The following is a 21,066-nucleotide window of genomic DNA, read 5'->3' as shown; positions in this document are numbered from 1 at the left end:
CTCAAAGCCACCCCATTAAAATTTATTAGCAATATAAAATTTAAAACGAAAAAATTATGAAAACTACTTTTAAAATTATCGTGACGCTCATATTTATAATTGTTACACATAAAACAAAAGCCCAAAAAAATGGCGAAGTGTATTATATAAAATCTGCTTTAGGTACATATTTGGATATAAAAGAAGCCAATCCAAGCCCAAGAACTCCTGTATGGATGTGGAATAAAAATGGTAGTTCTGGACAGAAATGGAAGTTGACTTCGGCTGGTAATGGATATTTTTATATCCAATCAGATTTAGGTACATATTTAGATATCAAAGAAGGAAAACGTGGCCTTCGTGCTATGGTATGGACTTGGACATTAAATAAAGGCAATGGGCAAAAATGGAGATTTGAACCTGATGGAAATGGCTTTTATTATATATGCTCAGCTTTAGGTAACTATTTAGATATTCGAGGAGCAAATCCATATACTCGCGCACAAGTTTGGATGTGGAGCAAAAATGGAAGTTTAGGACAAAAATGGAAGTTAATATCAACTGGTAAACACAAGCCTCAAATTAAAAATGAATTTATTAAACAAGGTGATTATTTTATTAAATCTGCACTCGGACATCGCTATTTAGATGTTAAAGAAACAAATTCTAAAACTCGTGCAAAAGTATGGATGTGGTTTTTTAGTGGAGGTTCTGGGCAAAAATGGCTTATAACTCCTACAGGAGATAATGATAATAGTTATTACATAAAATCTCATTTAGGAACATATTTAGACATAAGAGGTGCTAATGCTAGTCCGAGATCAGAAGTATTGACGTGGTATAAAAATGAAAGTTCTGGGCAAAAATGGTATTTTGAAAAAGCGAATGTAAAAGGTAAGTATTACATAAAATCTAAACTAGGGACTTATTTAGATGCAAAAGAAGCAAATTCAAAAGAAGGCACTATAGTTTGGATGTGGAGTTTAAATAAAGGAAAAGGGCAACAATGGGAGTTAGTTACGCCACGTGAAACACTTGCAAGACCCAATCCTAAATTCACTTCTTTTGATGTTTATAAAGATGGTTTCAATTTTGAAAATGATTTTGAAACAATTGTGGATGCAGGGATCGCTAAGTTCAAATTAAAAGGGCTTTGTGGAGGTATGGCTTATGCTGCGAATGATTATTTTTCATATAAAATGACTGTGCCAGCTACAAGTTCATTACCCCCTAATGGTTCTCCACTACAAAAATATATTTATGAACGGCAACAAAACTCATTAGCTAATATTGATAAATTTGGAGAATTGAGTTTTAATCCCGACGGCATAAGAGATGAAGAATTCTTTTATTGGGGATTAGAAGATCGATTTTATACAACTTTAAAAAATTCCATTAATAAAAACAGACCTATTCCACTTGGCTTATTCAATATTTATAATGACCCAACAAAGCATCATCAAGTATTGGCTATTGGCTATGACTTTGGAGGTTATCGAGAAGGCAGGCATTGGGATCCTAATAAAGAAAATGTTAGAATTTTTATATATGATCCAAACTATAGTAACGAAATTTGTGCATTAGTTCCTAACACTAAAGAAAACTGTTACGATGAGTATTCTGTTACTAGAATTGGAAACTTTTATAAGTTAGGGTCTAAAAAAGCAAAAAAATGGAGAACCTATTTTATAGATGAAAAATACAATCCAAAAAGACCTCCTAGATTATAAATTTTCAAGAAATATTTTAAACAAAAAAGTCCTGATTTGCTAAAATCAGGACTTTCCCATTAAACTTAATTTAGAAGTGCTTCAAACTTCATTTTATTATAATTTATAACACTTAAAGCTTTGGAATAATTTAGAAGAAAATTAACCGTTTCTTCCCGCGGTTTTAGAATGTTGGGATTCGTAAATGAGCAAAAACCAGCACTTAAATGCGTATAAGAAGGTGATATAGGTTATTCAATCAAATTCTCAACAGAAATGTCTTCGTCCAATGCTTCCCAATGAATACCTTCTCCTTTTCCAATAAAACGCCACGAATTTAATTGCTCTTTTGTAGCGTTTCGTAATTTATGGAACCATTCTAAAGGAACCGATAATTCTCGTCCATCTTCTAAATGGATTATCATTTTAGTATCTGTAAATGATAAATCAGAAGCAATTTTTGATTTATTAATTGTTAAAATACTCATCCCATTTGTTTTTAAATATTGCTATATTTTCACTAACTAATTTACGCATTTCTTTTAATTCAGAGGCATTAAATCCTCTTGATTTTACAAGTTCAATTTCTTCTAAATTAAATTTAGCTGTTTTATTATCTTTTTCAACGTGAATATGAATAGGTAAATGCTCGTTACTGTAAAAGAAAAATCGAAATCCATTAATTCTTAATATTGTCGGCATAAAAACAAAAATAACTAATTTTTTTAACCATTCCAATTTCCATTCATACTTGCATTTGTATTATTTCTAGCACGTCTAATAACATCAAGACCTGTCAGGTTAAAACCTGACAGGTCTTAGCAAACAAGGATATAACAACAAAAAAAGTCCTGATTTTAAAAAAAGATCAGGACTTTCCCATTAAACTTAATTTAGAAGTGCTTCAAACTTCATTTTATTATAATTTATAACACTTAAAGCCTTGGAATAATTTAGAAGAAAATTAACCGTTTCTTCCCGCGGTTTTAGATCGTTTAAATTTTCAATAGAATTTTCAGGGTAAAGTTTTGCCATTTTATTAATTTATAGATTATTTAACCCTATTAACGCAACAAAACTTACTTTATTGTACTAGTTTGTTAAAACTATGTTATGCTTATCTATTATCTTCCTTAAATTAATCAATGCATAGCGCATGCGCCCTAAAGCGGTATTAATGCTAACACCGGTACGCTCAGAGATTTCCTTAAAACTCATATCGTTGTAAATGCGCATCATGAGCACTTCTTTTTGGTCTTCGGGCAACTCTTCAACCAAACGCCTTACATCGTGTTCTACCTGCTCTTTTATTATAGATTTTTCGGCATTTAGGCTCGTGTCGCTCAGTACAGAAAAAATACTAAAATCGCCACTATTATCAAATTTTGGCATACGGTTGTTCTTTCTAAAAAAATCAATAACTAAATTATGTGAAATACGCATTACCCATGGCAAAAACTTACCTTCTTCGTTGTAAGCCCCACGTTTAAGCGTACGGATAACTTTAATAAAAGTGTCCTGAAAAATGTCTTCAGCAACATCCCTATCATAAACTTTAGAATAAATAAAACTATAGATTTTTTGCTTGTGCCTAGTAATAAGAGTTTCTAAAGCACTTTCTTCACCTTTAATATAGTTGCTAACTAAATTAGCATCAGAAATAAGTTCGTATTGCATAATCATTACTTTAATGCGTAGAGGTAAAAACCTCATTGCTTGGGGTTAATTTTTTTAAAGTAATAGTATGCTATAGGCTAGAATTGTTTTAATTGATAAATCAAATATAACAACAATCGTTCCTAAAAAACAAAAAAAAATCTGTTTTTTTAACAATCCAATAAACAATAATCCATTTTTTAAGCTGATTTACTTATAGTATCTTTGCAAAATTATTCCTTTAAAAAGCCTATGATTACTAATATTTCGCAAATAAACCCAAAAAACAACATCATTATCAAAGGTGCAAAATTGCATAACTTAAAAAATATCGATGTTGTTATACCAAGAAACAAATTAGTGGTTGTTACTGGGTTATCGGGTTCCGGAAAATCCAGTTTGGCTTTCGATACGCTTTATGCCGAAGGGCAACGGCGCTACGTAGAAAGCTTATCGAGTTACGCCCGCCAGTTTTTGGGCAGGCTAAACAAGCCAAAAGTAGATTACATAAAAGGTATCGCCCCGGCCATTGCTATTGAGCAGAAAGTAAACTCAACCAATCCGCGATCAACCGTTGGAACAACAACCGAAATTTACGATTACTTAAAACTGTTGTTCGCCAGAATAGGCAAAACCTATTCGCCAGTTTCTGGAAACCAAGTAAAAAAGGATACAGTTACCGATGTTTTAAATTATTTAAAAACATTTCCCGAAGGCGAAAAACTATTGCTCCTCGCTCCTATCCACTTGGAAGAGGGTCGCACGCTGAGCGATAAACTCAAAGCATTAAACCAACAAGGTTATGCCAGAATTAAGGTTAATAATGCAGTTATTAGAATTGATGAAGCAACGGCTATTTTAGATGAAAAAGACATTTTTTTAGTTGTTGATAGGATTATAGTACGGGACGATGAAGATTTTTTTAATCGATTGGCCGATGCCACACAAACCGCTTTTTTTGAAGGCAAAGGCACCTGCATTGTTGAGACACTTTCTAAGAATAAACAACGCGAATTTAGCAACACTTTTGAATTGGATGGCATTACTTTTTTAGAACCCAATGTGCATTTATTCAGTTTTAACAACCCTTACGGCGCCTGCCCGCAATGTGAAGGTTATGGTGATATTATTGGGATTGACGACGATTTGGTAATCCCCAACACCGGATTATCTATTTTCGAAAATGCCATTTTTCCGTGGCGCGGAGAAAGCATGAGCTGGTACAGAGACCAATTGGTAAACAATTCGCATAAATTCGATTTCCCGATCCACAAACCGTATTTCGAGTTAAGTGAAGCTCAAAAAGAACTTATTTGGACGGGCAATAAACATTTTGAAGGATTAAATGCTTTTTTTGCCGAACTGGAATCCAAGGCCTATAAAATCCAAAACCGCGTGATGCTGTCGCGTTACCGCGGAAAAACAAAATGCAAAACCTGCAACGGTAAACGCTTGCGAATTGAAGCCAATTACGTAAAAATAGCAGGCGCAACCATTACAGATTTAGTTGAAATGCCTTTAGATAAATTGGCAATTTTCTTTAAACAATTAGATTTAAACAAACACGACAAAACCATAGCAAGCAGGCTCTTAGCAGAAATTAACAATAGGCTTTTATTTCTTGCGAATGTTGGTCTGGATTACTTGACTTTAAACAGAAAATCTAACACGCTTTCTGGTGGCGAAAGCCAGCGTATTAATCTCGCCACATCGTTAGGCAGCAGTTTGGTAGGCTCGATGTATATTTTAGACGAACCCAGTATTGGCCTTCATCCAAAAGACACCGAACGCCTAATACTGGTTTTAAAGCAACTGCGCAATTTAGGCAACACCGTAATTGTTGTAGAGCACGACGAAGATATTATGTTGGCCGCCGATAACATTATAGACATAGGTCCAGAAGCAGGAACTTTTGGTGGCCATGTGGTGGCTCATGGCACTTATGCCGATATTTTAAATTCGAACTCCTTAACGGCTCAATACCTGAATGATACCCTAAAAATTGAAATCCCTAAAACACGCAGAACCTCTAAATATTATGTAGATATTATTGGAGCTCGCGAAAACAACTTAAAAAATATCGACGTTCGTTTTCCATTAGGTATGCTAACCGTTATTACAGGTGTTTCCGGTAGCGGAAAAAGTACACTTGTTAAAAAGGTTTTATACCCCGCTTTACAAAAAAAACTAACCGATTTTAGCGATAAACCCGAGCAGTTTTCAGCTTTAGAAGGTAATTTTGGTAACATAAACCATATTGAGTTTGTCGATCAAAATCCAATAGGACGCTCCTCACGCTCCAACCCAGTAACCTATATTAAAGCTTACGACGATATTCGTGCCTTATTTTCAAAACAGAAACTAAGCAATATTAGAAACTATCAGCCCAAACACTTTTCGTTTAACGTAGATGGCGGACGCTGTGAGACTTGCAAGGGCGAAGGTGAAGTAACCATTGAAATGCAATTTATGGCCGATGTGCACCTGCAATGCGAAACCTGTAAAGGAAAACGCTTTAAAAAAGAAGTGCTTGAGGTTACATTTGCCAATAAAAACATAGATGATATTTTAAACCTAACCATTGATGATGCCGTTGCATTTTTTGATGCTAATGCGCAAACAAAAATAAAAAACAAGCTACAACCATTGCAAGATGTAGGCCTAGGCTACGTAACTTTAGGCCAAAGCTCTTCCACCCTTTCCGGTGGCGAAGCGCAGCGTATTAAACTCGCTTCGTTTTTAGGCAAGGGAAACACAAAGGAAAAAGCACTTTTTATTTTCGACGAGCCAACAACAGGTTTGCATTTTCACGATATCCAAAAACTTTTAAAATCGTTTAATGCCTTAATTGAAAAAGACCACTCCATCATTGTTGTTGAGCACAATTTAGAACTTATTAAATGTGCCGATTACATTATCGATTTGGGCCCAAAAGGTGGCGAAACTGGTGGAAACTTGGTTGCTACCGGAACACCCGAAGCCATTGTAAAAATTAAAGCTTCAGAAACGGGCAAGTATTTAAAAGAGAAGCTTTAATAACAACACAATTTTTTGGGCGTTACCCCAAAAAGGGGTCGGGCTTTACACTATATCTTTTTAAAAAAGTCATTGCGAGGACAAAGGACGTGGCAATCTGCAAAATTTAAGTTTCCCCAATCTTTATTACACGCAAGTTTTAAAAAGGATGCCGTTTCAATCCCTAACGCGCTTACTTGCTAGCTTATGTTTTTAAGCTGAAAGTTATTCTATTTTTAACAAGCTATTACTTAAACGTTAAAAAACTTTGTGCCTTAGCGTCTTTGCGCGAAAAAAAATCAATAAAACATAAAAGCAAAGATGCCTAAAATAACAACAGTTAATGGCGCCACGAATAATAAAAACAAAAACGACGACAAACTAGCTTTAAAAAATGTTTTAAACTTAGCTTGATTATAAAAGCGCTTTAGTGCCAAGTATAAATATATAAATGTAGAAAACGCAACCAACCAATCTATCCAGTCTGGAATATTTACAATAAAGTTAGCCCCAATAATTATACTAAAAACAGTAAATAAAAACGAAAAAAAATAAAAGCTAAATACCAAGTGGTGAGCATACAAGCCATGTTTTCTATATAAAATTTTAAGAATTAGCGCGAATATTGGCAATAAAAAAAACATGGCGATAGGAATCGTATCATAAAAGGTTTGCAAAATGCTACCTCCTTTTCTTGATTTATAAAACTTTAGCACTTGCTTATATAATTTCCTTTTAAAAAAACCGGCATCACTGGGCATTCCCATGGCTTCGTAAAGCTCATTATCCGGCGCACCCAAGGCTATTAAAGAATCAATAGATTTTGTATTAAAGTCAAAATTAACCATCCCATTGTTTCTAAAATCTTCAGCATTTACAAGAGAATCCATTTGTTCTTCAGAAAAACCATGAATAAATTTATTATCCTTCAAAGTCTTACGGAGTTCAGCACGCGCTAAAGAATCTTCTACTTTCTGTTTTGCTAATTGAACAGCTTTTATAGAATCTCTAACATGTTCATCTTCTATCTTATCAATTTTATTTTCTTTTTTAAGTGTTTTAGCAAGATTTTCATCAAGTGTTTGAATTTGACTTTTTTGGATAAATGAAAACAAAAAGAAAAACACCACAGCAATAAACAAATACATTTGTGCCGGATGCAAATACAACAAGCGTTTACCTTCAATAAACTTACTTGCTAAATACCCCGGTTTAAACAAAAGCGGAAAAAAGCTTTTAAAAAAGCGCGCATCAAACGAAAAATAGTTGCTTATTGTGTTATAAAACAAAACGCCAAGAGTAAGCTCGTCTTTTGCTTTTTGCCCGCAATGCGGACAAAACCTAAAGTCTTCTTCAAAATTTTCTTCGCAATTTTTACAGGTTTCGTATTGTTTTTTCATTTAAAATGATTGGCTTCTATAAAAGTAAAAAAAAGTAACCACAAAATTAACAAACGTAAAATCTTAGCAATTAAATACTTACATTTTTGGCACATTAATTGAAAACTACAAAACAATAGCGTAAGCCGAAAAGCTAAAAGCCCCTCGATAGTAACGGGGAGTTAAAAAATTTCGGAATTATTAATTAAAATCCTATACTGATTATGAAAAGATCTTTACTAGTATTTGCAGGCTTGTTAATAGGATTAACATCCGCATCGGCAACAGAGCTAAACCACCAAGACCAAAAAACCAAATTAGATAAAACAAAACGCTACCGTTACGCACAACCTATTATGTTTATTGAGCGCGGTGTCGAGTTTTTGGTTTTCCCAGACGGAAGCTTCGATTTTAATACCAATTTCGAAAACAGGTTTAATAACGATTCGTATTATAAAAAACGGGCTTCTAAAAGACGTAACACAAACAATACTTATGGTGCACCTGGGAAACGTGTTAAATATTCATCTAAAAGATATAGAAACAGAGGTGTTTTAATCTCGCATGACAGAAATGGCAAAGTAAGGCGAATTGGTAATCTGTTTTTAAATTACGACAGGCGCGGAAAACTTAAACGTGTTGGTTCCATTTATATAAACTACAAGCGTAACGGCACTTTAACCCAAGTTGGTGGTTTAAAAGTTAAATATAACCCTTGGGGAGAAATTGTTTATACCCACGGACAAGTAAACCGTTATAGCTACAGCTGTAATATTTGTGGTATTAGCGCTTGTAATACGAACCATAACCACAGAGATAATGATTATGGCGATGACTACGATTGGTACGATGATAATGTTTATGATGACGACAATCATTACTATTACAAACAGAATGGTAAAGTAAAAAAGAATAAAAAGAACAAATATTAACCCCTTTTTTTGCCCTCAAAAAAAAAATCCCCTTTAACTAAAATGTTTAAGGGGATTTTTAATTAAGCTTTAAGATAAACTATTTCAAAATTGCTAATGGCTCAGTAGTTTTCCATTTACCTCTTGTAAAATCTGGGAAAGCTTGTGGTGCACCACCTTGTTCTACCGATCTTTCGCTTAGCGGCGTAACAGCGCTCCAATGGCAACCCTCGTAAACATTTTGATCTAAAGGTTCGCCGTTGCGCAAGCATTCAACAATCCTGAAAAGCATCATAAAATCCATACCGCCGTGGCCACCCATTTTTCTGGCTAGCGCACCTACACGCTTGTATAAAGGATGCTCGTATTTTTCATATATCTTTTCCAATTGCTCACCTTGAGCCCATCTGTGGTGGTCTTTTGTAACGCCTTCTACACCGCCTTCTAAAGCAACTCGTGTTGGGAAGCCGGCTAAAGTACCTTTTGTGCCCTGCACCAAATTATGGCGGGAATAGGGTCGCGGGCTGGTTTCGTCCCATTGTACCATTATGGTTCTGCCCAAAGTGGTTTTAATAATAGACGTATTCATGTCGCCACCTTTATAATCGAGCTTATTCCATTTATGGTCTTCGGCATAATTTTTCTTAGCATAGGCTTTTCTGCCCAACGCTGGCGTGGAAAACGAAACCAAGCTGTTAAAATTATCTTCGCCTCTGGCCAAATTCATATATTGTGCTACTGGCCCTAGACCGTGCGTTGGATATAGGTTTCCGTTTCTTTTAGCATAATGCGGTGTTCTCCAAGATCCTGTGCCTCTTTCCTGCTCTTCCATTTGGAATCTTAGTTCGTGTATATAAGATGCTTCGCCATGTAAAATATCGCCAATAACACCTTGCCTGCACATGTTTAAATACAAAAGCTCATCTCTTCCGTAGTTCACATTTTCTAACATCATGCAGTGTTTTTGGGTTTGCTCTGATGTAAATACAATATCCCACATTTCTTCTAAAGTTAACGCCATAGGCACTTCAACAAAAGCATGAGCACCTTTTTTCATGGACTCAATGGCCATTGGTGCATGGTTTTTCCAATTAGTGGAAATAAATACCGCGTCTGGTTTTACTTGGTCCAGCATGGTTCTCCATTTATCTTCTCCACCATGGTAAACCGCTATGTTTTTATGCCGCGAACCTTTGCCTATAGCTTTACATTTATCGGCAGATCTATTGGCCCAATCTTCGTACAAATCGCTAATAGCAACAATTTCTGTGCCTTCGATAGTCGCCAGCTGAGTGGCATGTCCGCTGCCACGTGCACCAACACCAATTAGCGCAATACGTACTTTATTTAATTTAGGCGCGGCAAATCCGCCCATGTATTTGCTAACGTCTTCAAAAAAAGGGTTATTGGTGGCATAAGATGGCAACATGCTTCCTAAGCCTAGTGCTACACCAGAAAGTGATGTTTTTTTTATAAAACTTCTTCGATCAAATTTATTCATTTATATAATATTTAAATGTTTAATTTTTTTTTATAATGAATTTTGAAAAATAGTTAATTTTTTCAATTTCCTGCAAATACTTTTTTGACATTTACCAATAGGGATTTGTAATAGTTGCCCTAAAGGATTTGCAATAGCAACACCTCGTTAAACTAAAAAACCTTGGGACTTATTTTTCTATGAACCGTAAATTGGCAATGTTACTGATTGAAACATTGAAATACCATGATTAACCATTACACCAAATACTTAAAAAAACACTGTCGCAATATACCAAGTAAAGCTTTGGCAAAGCCCAAATATACAAAGTTTGTTTTAAAGTTATAATTTATAGACCACTTGAAAATACTTATTTTTACCATTTAAAAACTACAATTTGAAAAAAGCTGCACTTAAAGAATTTCTGGATGCTAAAGTCAACCAATACAACAACCCAAAGTTTATTGAAACCGACCCCATAAAAATACCGCATAAATTCGATAACAAAGAAGATATTGAAATAGCTGGTTTTTTAACGTCTACCATAGCTTGGGGAAACCGCAAAAGCATTATCAACAATGCAAATCGTTTGATGGAGTTATTGGATAATGCGCCGTACGATTTTGTTTTAAACCATAGCCAAACAGATTTAGACAAATTACTGCCCTTTGTACACCGCACCTTTAACGGAGACGATTGTGCACAGTTTATAAAGTGCCTTAGGCACATTTATTTAAACCACTCTGGTTTGGAATCTGTGTTTGCAAAACATGCCGAAACCAATTCACTTCAAAAATCTATTTCAAATTTTAAGTCTGTTTTTTTTGAAATTGAACATTTACAGCGTACCAAAAAACATGTAAGCGATCCGCTGAAAAATTCGGCAGCAAAACGTATTAACATGTTTTTGCGCTGGATGGTAAGAAACGATAGTGCTGGTGTAGATTTTGGTATTTGGAATAGTGTTTCCCCAACTCAACTCTCTTGCCCTTTGGATGTGCATAGTGGCAATGTAGCAAGAAAACTGGGGTTGCTGAATAGAAAACAAAATGATGCAAAAGCACTTTTAGAGTTAGATACCAATTTACGCAAACTTGACCCCAAAGACCCGGTAAAATACGATTTTGCCTTATTTGGCCTGGGTGTTTTTGAGGGGTTTTAAATTTTCGCCAGAGCTTGAAGCTCTTTTTGTGTTGATGCGCCATGCAAAAAACAATACGATTGACAAACCAACTGTTCATCAATCGTTATACTCAATAGGATTTAAATATACTTAACCTAAAAAAACTTTAACCTTTTAACCAAGCATCTCGCAAACTTTTTTGGGCAAGGGTAGCATCTTCTTTTTCAAAAATACCGGTTCCGGTGGTGTAGGTTTTTGTGGTTTTGGTTTTTATTATTACCTCTTCTCCTGCTCTGATTAATACCACTTCAACATCCATATCGGGTTTCCAAGAAAAAACACTTTGCAACACATTGTTTGCATTTTGCATAGTTAGAACGGTTCCATTTATAGATTTTATAACGTCGTTTGGCTGGGCGCCGTTGTCTGCCCAAAAGCTGTTTTCTGCTACCATTTCTGTAAAAAATATGGTGCCTTGTTGCGGGTTTCCACTAACAATTGGCGCACCATCCATTAATATGTAATTGGTCTCTACTTTTCCTTCTCCAATTTCGAGTCCTACTTTTTCAAAAAAGTTGTTGTAGTTAATGGGTATATCGCCTATAACGTGGTCGTCGAAAAACTCACGTAACGAGGGGTAAGTCATCGCTACGATTTCATCAATTAATTTGTCGTCTTCAAAAGGTTTGTTTTTTCCGTATTTGTTAGACAGTTCCTTCATTAAAGATAAAATACCCCTGTTGCCATTACTTTCTTCGCGCATTAAAATATCTATGCACATTCCAATTAAAGCGCCTTTATGGTACACGTTTAAATATTGGTCTTTGTATGGGGCTTTTAGGACGTTTTCGCTCATAATGGTAAAACTCATGGCATCGTCCATTTGCGAAGCCGCCTGTATTTTACCCATCATTTTATTGTAAAAAGAAGTCTCGTTAACCAGACCTTCGCTAATTTGAAATAATGATGCAAAATATTCGGTTACCCCTTCGTACATCCACAAATGCTTAGAAAAAGTTGGGTTGTTATAATCAAAATAATGCACATCTTCAGAGTGTACGCTTAACGGTGTTACAATATGGAAAAACTCGTGCGACACCACATCTACCATACCTTCTTCGAGGGCTTCTTTAGGCATGTTTTCTGGCATAACCACTACGGTTGACGTGTGGTGCTCTAAGGCCCCGAAACCCTTTGGCGAAGTTTCTTCCCCGTCAGACAGATACAAATAAATATCGTATCGTGCTGTGGTATCAATATCGCCTAAATAGGCTTTTTGGGCTTGCATCATTTTAAGAATGGTTTCTTTTAACGATTTAGCCGAATGTATTTTATTGGGAGAATACACACTTAGTACAATTTTAATATCGCCTACCATAAACTCTTCAACGTCCATGTTGCCATACATCATGGGGTTATCGGTAATATCAAAATACCGTGGGGCAAAATAGCTGGTAGTTGTATTTTTACCGTCTTCGCTTAATCGAGACCCCATTTTTTGTAATGCCGAAGTACGTAAAAAATCGGTTGGTGCCGTTACTTCTAATTTGTATTGATTGTTTTTTAACGAATCGAAATATCCTATAAACCCGTGTAAATTCAATACGTAATTTTCTGGTTCTATATTGGTGCCTGCTGGCGAAAACGGTGTGTCTTTACCAATGCCTCCTTCTTTTTCAATATCAAAAGTGTCATTAACCAAATACGTAATCTTATCAAGTTGTGTTGCATTTGTAATCGTCCAAGAATTGGTATCGGTTTTTGTTACAGCCATTTCGTTTCCTTGGTAATCATAGGCTTTAAAACTGTCTATATATTTACCAAAATCGCTTACAGAATAAGTGCCCTGTACCACTTTTGGCAATCGGTACGTTACCGTTTCAATAGTAAAACGGCCGGGGTTAATGGTAACCGGGGCTTTATCGTTTTCTACTTTGTCTAAATGTATTGCCGTTTCAATGGGCAAACTTATTGCTAAATCGTTAACAGTTTGTTTTGTTGCGCTACAACTTGCCAATAAAACACCTGTAAATAAGGCGATTAACATTCTTGTTTTCATATCTATTTTATATTGTTATAAATCGATGCCGAAAATACCATTATGTTACCATGTCTGCTCTTAAGATTCTGTTAAAAGATGAATTGTGTATTTTAGCAGCATGCAAAAACCGCTAATTAGCATATTAACGCCTTTTAAAAATACCGAGGCTTTTTTAGAAGATTGCCTAAACTCTATTATAAAACAAAACTATACGAATTGGGAGTTATTGATTGTTGATGATAATTCGACAGATTCGAGCTATAAATTAGTTGAAGAATTTGCTAAAAAAGATAGTAGGATTATCCTTTTAAAGAATCCCGGAAAAGGTATTATTGATGCATTAAAACTGGCTTTTATAAACAGCAAAGGCGAATTGATTACCAGAATGGACAGCGACGATGTAATGCAACCAAACAAATTAGAGGTATTGGCAAATAAGCTTTTAACCTACGGAAAACAGCATGTTGCCATTGGGCAGGTTAATTATTTTTCAGAAGATGGGATAAAAGATGGTTATAAAAGTTATGAAATTTGGTTGAACAACTTAACAAAAACGGGCAATAATTACTCTGAAATTTATAAAGAATGTGCTATCCCCTCGCCTTGTTGGATGGTTTACAGAAAAGATTTAATAGCTTGTGATGCTTTTAACCCGAGTATTTATCCAGAGGATTACGATTTAGCATTTAGATTTTACAAGAACCATTACAAGTGTATCCCCTGTGATGAAGTGATTCACAATTGGCGCGATTACAGTTCGAGAACCTCAAGAACACACGCACATTATGCCGAAAATCATTTTTTGGATTTAAAGCTCAAATATTTTTTGGAATTGGATTACAGCCCCAATAAAACACTTGTGGTTTGGGGCGCGGGCAAAAAAGGAAAGCTTATTGCAAAAAAACTGATTGAAAAAGATATGTCTTTTGAGTGGATTTGCGATAATCCTAAAAAAATTGGTCGCGACATTTACGGAAAAACATTACAACCATTTTCTTTTTTAAAAACGATTAACACCGCACAAAGCATTATAACTGTGGCTAATAGAAGTGCTCAAAAAGAAATATATTCTTATTTAAAATCAATTAATATGGTTAACACAAAAGATTTCTTCTTCTTTTGCTAACAAATTCTTATATTCACTTGCTTAAAAAAATCAACAATTATGTATTTAAAACCAATTGCAGCAATATTACTTTTTGCGTTATTTTTTACTAGTCATAGTATTACAGCTCAGAAAAAAATCTCACTCTTTAACGGAAAAGACCTAAGTGGCTGGACTATATACGGCACCGAAAAATGGTATGTAAAAGACGGTCTTTTAATATCTGAAAGTGGCCCGGACAAAGAATATGGTTATTTGGCAACCGATAAACATTATAAAAACTTTGAGCTATCCCTACAATTTAAACAAGAAACCAATAACGGGAACAGCGGTGTTTTTATTCGCTCGACTATTGAAGGTGTAAAAGTTAGCGGATGGCAAGTAGAAGTTGCTCCACCAAATTTACACACCGGCGGCATTTACGAATCTTATGGTCGTGGTTGGCTTATAAAACCTGATCCGGAAAAAGAATCTGTTTTAAAACCCGGAAAATGGAATACATTAAAAATTAGAGCTATTAACGGCAAAATAACATCGTGGTTAAATGGCGTGCAAATGGTAACTATAGATGATGAAAAAATTGGCGCTGGCAAAGGAAGCATTGCATTGCAAATTCACAGTGGCGGTGGTATTTTAATTAAATGGCGAAAACTTAAATTAAAACCTTTATAAAGCACCAAGCTTTTATATAAATTTGTTAAACAAGACCTGTTAGTCCCAACGCTTCGGGACAAAAGCCTAACAGGTCTGCACAATTTTGCTGTTATACCAAAGCTCGGTATCTTTGTTTGCTAATAGTAAACGCTTAAAAATTAATTTGCATTTTCTATATTTGTTCAATCTAAAAAAGCAATGCAGTTTAAACACCCCGAAATTCTTTACGCATTATTATTACTGCTTATTCCTATAATTGTTCATTTATTTCAACTCAGGAAATTTAAAAAAACAGCCTTTACTAATGTAGCATTCTTAAAAGAAGCTACACTTAAAACGCGTAAGAGTTCGAAAATAAAAAAATGGCTTGTTCTGTGCACAAGACTGTTGTTATTGGCTGCCATTGTATTTGCATTTGCGCAACCATTTACCACAAAAACCAATGTATTAAACGCAAAAAAAGAAACCGTTATTTATTTAGATAATTCGTTTAGTATGCAAGCTAAAGGTAGTAATGGTGGGTTATTAAAACGAGCCGTTCAAGACCTAATAAATAGCATCCCGGAAAACGAAAACATCACATTATTTACAAACAATTCTGTTTTTAATAACACTACCATTAAAAGCATAAAAAACGAGTTACTGCAATTAAATTACTCGCCCAATACTTTAAGCGTACAAGCTGTATTGCTAAAAAGCAATACCTTCTACAACCATTCAACAAACATTTCAACAAATACTTTAAAAAATACAGTTTTAATATCTGATTTTCAAATTAATAATAACAGTACAAGCATAACCACAGACACCTTATCGAACTTACATCTTGTAAAACTAAAGCCCGTAAACATCAACAACATTGCTCTAGATAGCGCCTATATTTCTAACACGTCTCCAACAGATATTGAACTTACCGTGCAATTAAAACAAAGTGGTAACGGTATCGATAACGTACCGGTATCTTTATTTAACAACAACAGGTTAATTGCCAAAACCTCGGTAGAAATTAGCAATAAAGCAAGCACTGTTTTTTCGCTTCCTGCCAATAAGATTATTAATGGAAAAATAACCATTAACGATGCCCATTTGCAATTTGACAACAGTTTGTTTTTCAACATCAGCAATAGCTCGAGAATTAATGTTTTATCGATTAACGAAAGTGACGATTCGTTTTTAAAACGTATTTACAATGCTGCTGAATTTAATTATACATCAACTTCAACAAATCAATTAAATTATAATGGTTTAGATAATCAGCATCTTATTATATTGAATGAATTAAGCACAATACCAAACGCCTTAATTTCAGCTTTAAAGGCATTTGAAAACAACGGAGGCTTCTTGGTTGTAATACCTTCAAAAGACATTGCAAAATCATCTTACAATACACTTCTTGTTAATTATGCAACGTCCTTTAACGATCTAATTACAACCAAAAAACGCATTACAACGATAAACTATTCGCATCCTCTGTACAGCAACGGCGTGTTTGAAAAACAGGTGCGCAACTTCCAATACCCAAAAGTAAATAGCTTTTACAATGTGGTTTCAAATGGTGCATCAAAAGTTTTGAGTTTTGAAGATGACAAAGCGTTTTTATATCAAAATCAAAATACATTTATATTTACTTCGGCTTTAAGTAGCGCTAATTCAAATTTTAAAAATTCGCCATTAATAGTGCCCACGCTTTATAATATCGCAAAATTAAGTTTTAAAATCCCGCAATTGTATTACACCATTGGCGAAGAAAACAGTTTTGATGTCGATACCCAATTGCAGCAAGATGATATTTTATCTATGGAAAACAATGATGTAAACATGATTCCTAAACAACAAAATTTCAACAATAAAGTTGTAATATACACCTCCAACAACCCATCTATAGCAGGCACCTATGCCATTAAAAAAAAAGCTGAAACCATAACCAACATAAGCTATAACTACAACAGAAATGAGAGCGATTTGGTTTACACGAATTTTTCCAACATAACAGGCGCAAGCCTAAGCGATTCTATTTCAGAAATCTTCTACACCATAAAAAGTGATACAAAAATCAATGCGCTGTGGAAATGGTTTGTTATTTTTGCACTGGCATTATTGCTTATTGAAATGCTCATCTTAAAATATTTTAAATGAACATCCTTATAAAATCGGCTACTATTATTGATTCCAAAAGCGAGTTTCACAACACCACTCAAGACCTATTAATTGAAAACGGTGTAATTTCAAAAATTGGAAACTCCCTAAAAAACCCAAAAAACTATCGCGAGATTATATTAGACAATCTGCATATTTCTCAAGGTTGGTTTGATAGCAGCGTGTGTTTTGGCGAACCAGGTTTTGAAGAACGCGAAACCATTGCAAACGGACTTAAAACTGCTGCGGCATCTGGCTTTACTGCCGTTGCTTTGCAGGCCAACACCAATCCTGTAACAGACACAAATTCCGATATTACCTTTGTAAACTCCAAATCGGCAAACAACGCCGTAACCGTATTGCCCGTTGGTGCGCTTACCGTAAATAGCAAAGGTGAAGATTTAGCCGAATTATTCGATATGAAAACTGCCGGATCGGTAGCATTTTACGATTACAAAAAATCGATCTCCAACCCTAACCTCATGAAAATCGCGCTGCAATACGCCAGTAATTTTAATGGTTTGGTGTGCTCGTTTCCGCAGGAAAACAAAATTTCAGGACACGGTGTAATGAACGAGAACATTACAAGCACTAGTTTAGGTTTAAGAGGAAACCCAAATTTGGCCGAAGAATTACAGATAGTACGCGATTTGTTTTTGTTGGAATACACGGGTGGTAAATTACACATACCAACCATTTCTACTGCAAAGTCGGTAGAGTTAATTAGGGCTGCAAAACAGAAAAAACTGGATGTAAGTTGTAGTGTCGCCATCCATAATTTATATTTTACAGATAACGCTTTAACCGATTTTAACACCCATTTTAAAGTATTGCCACCATTGCGCACACAGCACGATGTTGAAACATTAATTGAAGGCTTAAAAGATGGCACGATTGATATGGTTACCAGCGACCACAACCCTATTGATATTGAACAGAAAAAGATAGAATTCGATTATGCCAACTATGGCACCGTTGGACTCGAATCTGCTTTTGGGGCTTTGCAAAACATCTTTACAACCAAAAAAACCATTGATATTTTAACAAAAGGAAAATCGAGATTTGGCCTGGAACAAACTCCAATTATTATTGGCAACACGTTAAATATCACATTATTTAATCCTAATTTAAAATACAGCTTTACAAAAAAAGACATACTCTCGAAATCTAAAAACGCTATTTTTGAAAACGAAACTTTAAAAGGAAAGGCTTACGGCATTATTTCGAACAATAAAATTTCAATTTATTAAAATGACACAGCAAGAGGTTAGCGAAGGCAAGGGTTTAGCCGTAGTAAGCTATTTGGCCATAGTGGGAATTATAATTGCCTATTTTTTAAATAACGATAAAAAAAACCCATTTACCAGTTTTCATTTAAGACAATCTATTGGGCTTTGGATTATGTTCCACCTCCTGGGTTTTGTAGCCAGTTCTTTTGATAATTGGGGCATCAGCACGGGGTTTTACTTGTTTTTTTGCGCACTATTTATTTATGGTCTAATTGGTGCCATTGGCGGTAAAATACAGCCAGTACCAATTTTAGGCGAATTGTTTCAAAAATGGTTTAAAGGCATTGGGCAATAAAATAGCTGTTTTAAAATTCTAAAAATTTATTCTTAATAAACTGAATATAAGAGTCAAATCTTAAGATTTGCAAATGAAAATACAATGAAAAACACAAAACTTTCTTTACAACATATTATCAGAGAATCTAATTTAACAGAAAATGCACCATTAATAATTATGTTGCACGGTTACGGTAGCGACGAGAACGATTTATTTTCATTTGCAAACGAGTTGCCCGAAGAGTTTTTTATTATTTCTGTTAAAGCGCCATACCCTTTACAACCGCATGGAAATGCGTGGTATGCCATTAATTTTGATGCCGATAAAGGAAAATGGAACGATAACGAACAAGCCAAAAAATCACTGGAACTAATAGCTAAATTTATTACCGAAGCTGTAAATAATTACCCCATAAATAAAAACAATGTTTCACTTTTGGGATTTAGCCAAGGCTCTATTTTAAGTTATGCCGTAGCACTAACATACCCCGAAAAAGTAAAGAACATTGTGGCTTTGAGCGGTTATATCAATAAAGATATTTTACCTAAAGATATTGATAAAAAGGACTATTCCAATTTGGATTTCTATTGTTCTCATGGCAGTGTGGACCAAGTGATCCCGGTAGATTGGGCACGACAAACACAGCCATTTTTAAATACCTTAAACATTAAAAATGTATATTCTGAATTTCCTGTTGGCCATGGTGTTGCCCCTCAGAATTTTTATGAGTTTAAAGAATGGTTGGGTAATAGAATATAGGATTATTCCAAATTAAAACCATAAAAAAAACAATAAGTGTGTGTTTTAAATAAACCTCTTTTTAATCAAATCCTAAAACCAATTGTCCATCAGATGAAGAATTTAATTCGATTTTTGTAATGTTATGATCGGTATCGCTTACAGGAGTCATTTTACCAGTAAATTTCACAAAAGTCGTATCTAAGTCGTTATTTATATTTACTCTTTTAATAGTAAATTCTATATTAAGGCCATTAAAACTGCCCGAAAGCATATTGTTTGCTTGGTATAAACCAGACGGGTTGTTAATTTCTGCACCATTAAAAACACCAAATTCCACGCCTTTGTTATTGGCGTCTGGTTGCAAATCGATACTATAATCGTTAACACCCACAACTGGCCAAGTAGCTGCAAAAGCGGGTATAAAAACAATAGCAGCCAAGGTTTCGGCACCACAGGCCAAAATTATGCTGGCAAAGGATATTACAATAGATTTTTTAATTAGATTAAGCGTTTGCATATCAGTAAATTTTAGTTTAGGTATTATTCTCTCAAGTCTTCTTTAATTTTCGAAAAAAGCTTGTCTTTATCGTCTTCAACTTTATCAATGGCAGTATTTAATCCAATAGTTGAATTTTCTGAATTTCTTATGATTTCTTTCTTTATCCTTTCGCGTTCTTTTTTGTTTTTCTGATTTTTTCTGTAATCCCATATTTTTTTTCTAACCATGTTAAGTTTAAGGATGTGTTTTTTGTGAATATCCTCCAAAATACCATGATAAACCGACTCCAAATCCCTACCATGGGCTTTACCAAAAACCGATTCAAAATCTAACAGATACTGTTCCTTGTTATCATTTAAATCGATAAAAATTTCGTTGTAATTATCAATAGTGTTTTCCAGTTCTTTAAAAAATTCTTCCTGCTCTAAAGCAATACTAATAATATCATCAAATGCCGTTTTTACATCCTTTACCCTAACAAAATACGTGTCCATTTTTTTTGAAATAAAACCAAACTGTTTATTTTTTGCCTCTAGCATTTCTTTAGCATGAAGTTTATGTATTAAATTTTTCATGTATTGCTTTCGATGCGAATTGCTTTTAATTAAAGCTTTTTCTATAATGATACTTTCCTTTTTTGGAATTTCACCATTGTTTAAATTTTGAAAAAACACGGTAACCTCATAAACACCGCTATCTGAATCTTCAATTAATTCACCAAAAACAACCATTTTTGCTTTAATAGTGGTTAATTTGTTAAGGGTTTCTGCGGGCAGATTTTTAATATTGGAAATTTCGTTTTCCATATTTCGGTGCACTAAAACTAAATTATAGTTTCTACGCTGCAAAACGCTGTATTGATCTAACTTTATGAGTTCGGTTTCAAAATCGTCTGTAAATTTTTCGGCAAACTTTTTAATGGTTTCTTGATTGGTTTTAAAATCCCATACATACACATTGGTTTTACTGTTTTGAGCTTGTACAGTAACCACTAATTGTGTTAAAACAAATAGCATAATACCAAGTCTTTTAATAAAAAACACACTGCTATTTTTCATATCTATGGCTATTA

At 34.5% G+C, this 21,066-nt stretch carries 19 protein-coding genes; 10 read left to right on the top strand and 9 right to left on the bottom strand.

Translation table 11 applies throughout. The features are described 5' to 3' along the window. Positions 1–56 precede the first annotated feature (56 nt). The gene (locus ACFSQS_RS02440; protein ID WP_388013538.1) at positions 57–1,709 is read left to right on the top strand and encodes an RICIN domain-containing protein; all 1,653 of its coding nucleotides are present in this window, start codon (positions 57–59) and stop codon (positions 1,707–1,709) included. Between the two features lie 230 nt (positions 1,710–1,939). Here ACFSQS_RS02440 and ACFSQS_RS02435 read toward each other — a convergent pair whose 3' ends face one another. The 4 genes from ACFSQS_RS02435 to ACFSQS_RS02420 form a co-directional block, all read right to left on the bottom strand. Then, positions 1,940–2,176 (bottom strand): DUF2442 domain-containing protein, encoded by a 237-nt coding sequence (locus ACFSQS_RS02435; protein WP_388013535.1) that lies wholly within the window; start codon positions 2,174–2,176, stop codon positions 1,940–1,942. Then, positions 2,157–2,426 (bottom strand): DUF4160 domain-containing protein, encoded by a 270-nt coding sequence (locus tag ACFSQS_RS02430; protein WP_388013532.1) that lies wholly within the window; start codon positions 2,424–2,426, stop codon positions 2,157–2,159. Before ACFSQS_RS02430 ends, ACFSQS_RS02435 begins: the two co-directional genes overlap by 20 nt. A gap of 150 nt (positions 2,427–2,576) precedes the next feature. Next, positions 2,577–2,723, bottom strand: a complete 147-nt coding sequence (locus tag ACFSQS_RS02425) for a hypothetical protein (protein WP_388013529.1) — start codon at positions 2,721–2,723, stop codon at positions 2,577–2,579. 57 nt (positions 2,724–2,780) lie between these two features. Then, positions 2,781–3,365, bottom strand: coding sequence for an RNA polymerase sigma factor (locus ACFSQS_RS02420; protein WP_388015100.1), 585 nt, complete (start codon positions 3,363–3,365; stop codon positions 2,781–2,783). Between the two features lie 231 nt (positions 3,366–3,596). On the opposite strand from ACFSQS_RS02420, the gene uvrA reads away from it, so the two are divergent. Beyond that, positions 3,597–6,380 (top strand): excinuclease ABC subunit UvrA, encoded by a 2,784-nt coding sequence (gene uvrA, locus ACFSQS_RS02415; protein WP_388013526.1) that lies wholly within the window; start codon positions 3,597–3,599, stop codon positions 6,378–6,380. Positions 6,381–6,658: 278 nt separating this feature from the next. Here the strand turns inward: uvrA and ACFSQS_RS02410 are convergent, their stop codons facing one another. Beyond that, entirely contained in the window at positions 6,659–7,759 is a 1,101-nt protein-coding gene (locus ACFSQS_RS02410; protein ID WP_388013523.1) for a DUF3667 domain-containing protein, read from the bottom strand. Positions 7,760–7,962: 203 nt separating this feature from the next. Between ACFSQS_RS02410 and ACFSQS_RS02405 the strand changes: the two genes are divergently transcribed. Continuing rightward, on the top strand, positions 7,963–8,670 hold the full coding sequence (locus ACFSQS_RS02405; protein WP_388013520.1) for a hypothetical protein: 708 nt from the start codon (positions 7,963–7,965) through the stop codon (positions 8,668–8,670). A 79-nt stretch (positions 8,671–8,749) separates the two neighbouring features. Here the strand turns inward: ACFSQS_RS02405 and ACFSQS_RS02400 are convergent, their stop codons facing one another. Next, positions 8,750–10,150 (bottom strand): Gfo/Idh/MocA family protein, encoded by a 1,401-nt coding sequence (locus tag ACFSQS_RS02400; RefSeq protein ID WP_388013517.1) that lies wholly within the window; start codon positions 10,148–10,150, stop codon positions 8,750–8,752. Between the two features lie 376 nt (positions 10,151–10,526). Between ACFSQS_RS02400 and ACFSQS_RS02395 the strand changes: the two genes are divergently transcribed. Beyond that, on the top strand, positions 10,527–11,291 hold the full coding sequence (locus ACFSQS_RS02395) for a TIGR02757 family protein (RefSeq protein ID WP_388013514.1): 765 nt from the start codon (positions 10,527–10,529) through the stop codon (positions 11,289–11,291). Positions 11,292–11,418: 127 nt separating this feature from the next. Here ACFSQS_RS02395 and ACFSQS_RS02390 read toward each other — a convergent pair whose 3' ends face one another. Then, complete coding sequence (locus ACFSQS_RS02390) at positions 11,419–13,311, bottom strand: M61 family metallopeptidase (protein WP_388013511.1); 1,893 nt, start codon at positions 13,309–13,311, stop codon at positions 11,419–11,421. A 100-nt stretch (positions 13,312–13,411) separates the two neighbouring features. Here ACFSQS_RS02390 and ACFSQS_RS02385 point away from each other — a divergent pair, with 100 nt between their 5' ends. From ACFSQS_RS02385 to ACFSQS_RS02360, 6 genes are all read left to right on the top strand, one after another. Next, positions 13,412–14,419: a glycosyltransferase family 2 protein gene (locus ACFSQS_RS02385; RefSeq protein WP_388013508.1), complete on the top strand. Its 1,008-nt coding sequence runs from the start codon at positions 13,412–13,414 to the stop codon at positions 14,417–14,419. A gap of 39 nt (positions 14,420–14,458) precedes the next feature. Continuing rightward, positions 14,459–15,070, top strand: coding sequence for a 3-keto-disaccharide hydrolase (locus ACFSQS_RS02380; protein ID WP_388013505.1), 612 nt, complete (start codon positions 14,459–14,461; stop codon positions 15,068–15,070). Between the two features lie 180 nt (positions 15,071–15,250). Then, positions 15,251–17,188 carry a BatA domain-containing protein gene (locus ACFSQS_RS02375; protein ID WP_388013502.1) on the top strand — a complete coding sequence of 646 codons (1,938 nt, stop codon included), beginning with the start codon at positions 15,251–15,253 and terminating at the stop codon, positions 17,186–17,188. Then, positions 17,185–18,438 carry a dihydroorotase gene (locus ACFSQS_RS02370; protein ID WP_388013499.1) on the top strand — a complete coding sequence of 418 codons (1,254 nt, stop codon included), beginning with the start codon at positions 17,185–17,187 and terminating at the stop codon, positions 18,436–18,438. The genes ACFSQS_RS02375 and ACFSQS_RS02370 overlap by 4 nt, the downstream gene beginning before the upstream one ends. Before the next feature lies 1 nt (position 18,439). After that, on the top strand, positions 18,440–18,772 hold the full coding sequence (locus ACFSQS_RS02365; protein WP_388013496.1) for a hypothetical protein: 333 nt from the start codon (positions 18,440–18,442) through the stop codon (positions 18,770–18,772). A gap of 84 nt (positions 18,773–18,856) precedes the next feature. Continuing rightward, positions 18,857–19,513: an alpha/beta hydrolase gene (locus tag ACFSQS_RS02360; protein ID WP_388013493.1), complete on the top strand. Its 657-nt coding sequence runs from the start codon at positions 18,857–18,859 to the stop codon at positions 19,511–19,513. A gap of 61 nt (positions 19,514–19,574) precedes the next feature. On the opposite strand, the gene ACFSQS_RS02355 is transcribed toward ACFSQS_RS02360, so the two are convergent. Both ACFSQS_RS02355 and ACFSQS_RS02350 read right to left on the bottom strand, forming a co-directional pair. Next, a complete protein-coding gene (locus tag ACFSQS_RS02355; protein WP_388013490.1) occupies positions 19,575–20,012 on the bottom strand; it encodes a hypothetical protein in 438 nt (145 codons plus the stop codon). A gap of 23 nt (positions 20,013–20,035) precedes the next feature. Further along, positions 20,036–21,052 carry a hypothetical protein gene (locus tag ACFSQS_RS02350; RefSeq protein WP_388013487.1) on the bottom strand — a complete coding sequence of 339 codons (1,017 nt, stop codon included), beginning with the start codon at positions 21,050–21,052 and terminating at the stop codon, positions 20,036–20,038. Between the last annotated feature and the right edge of the window lie 14 nt (positions 21,053–21,066).

The organism is Gelatiniphilus marinus (assembly GCF_042684345.1).
Taxonomy (GTDB): domain Bacteria; phylum Bacteroidota; class Bacteroidia; order Flavobacteriales; family Flavobacteriaceae; genus Gelatiniphilus; species Gelatiniphilus marinus.
This window is presented reverse-complemented; position numbering and strand designations above follow the sequence as displayed.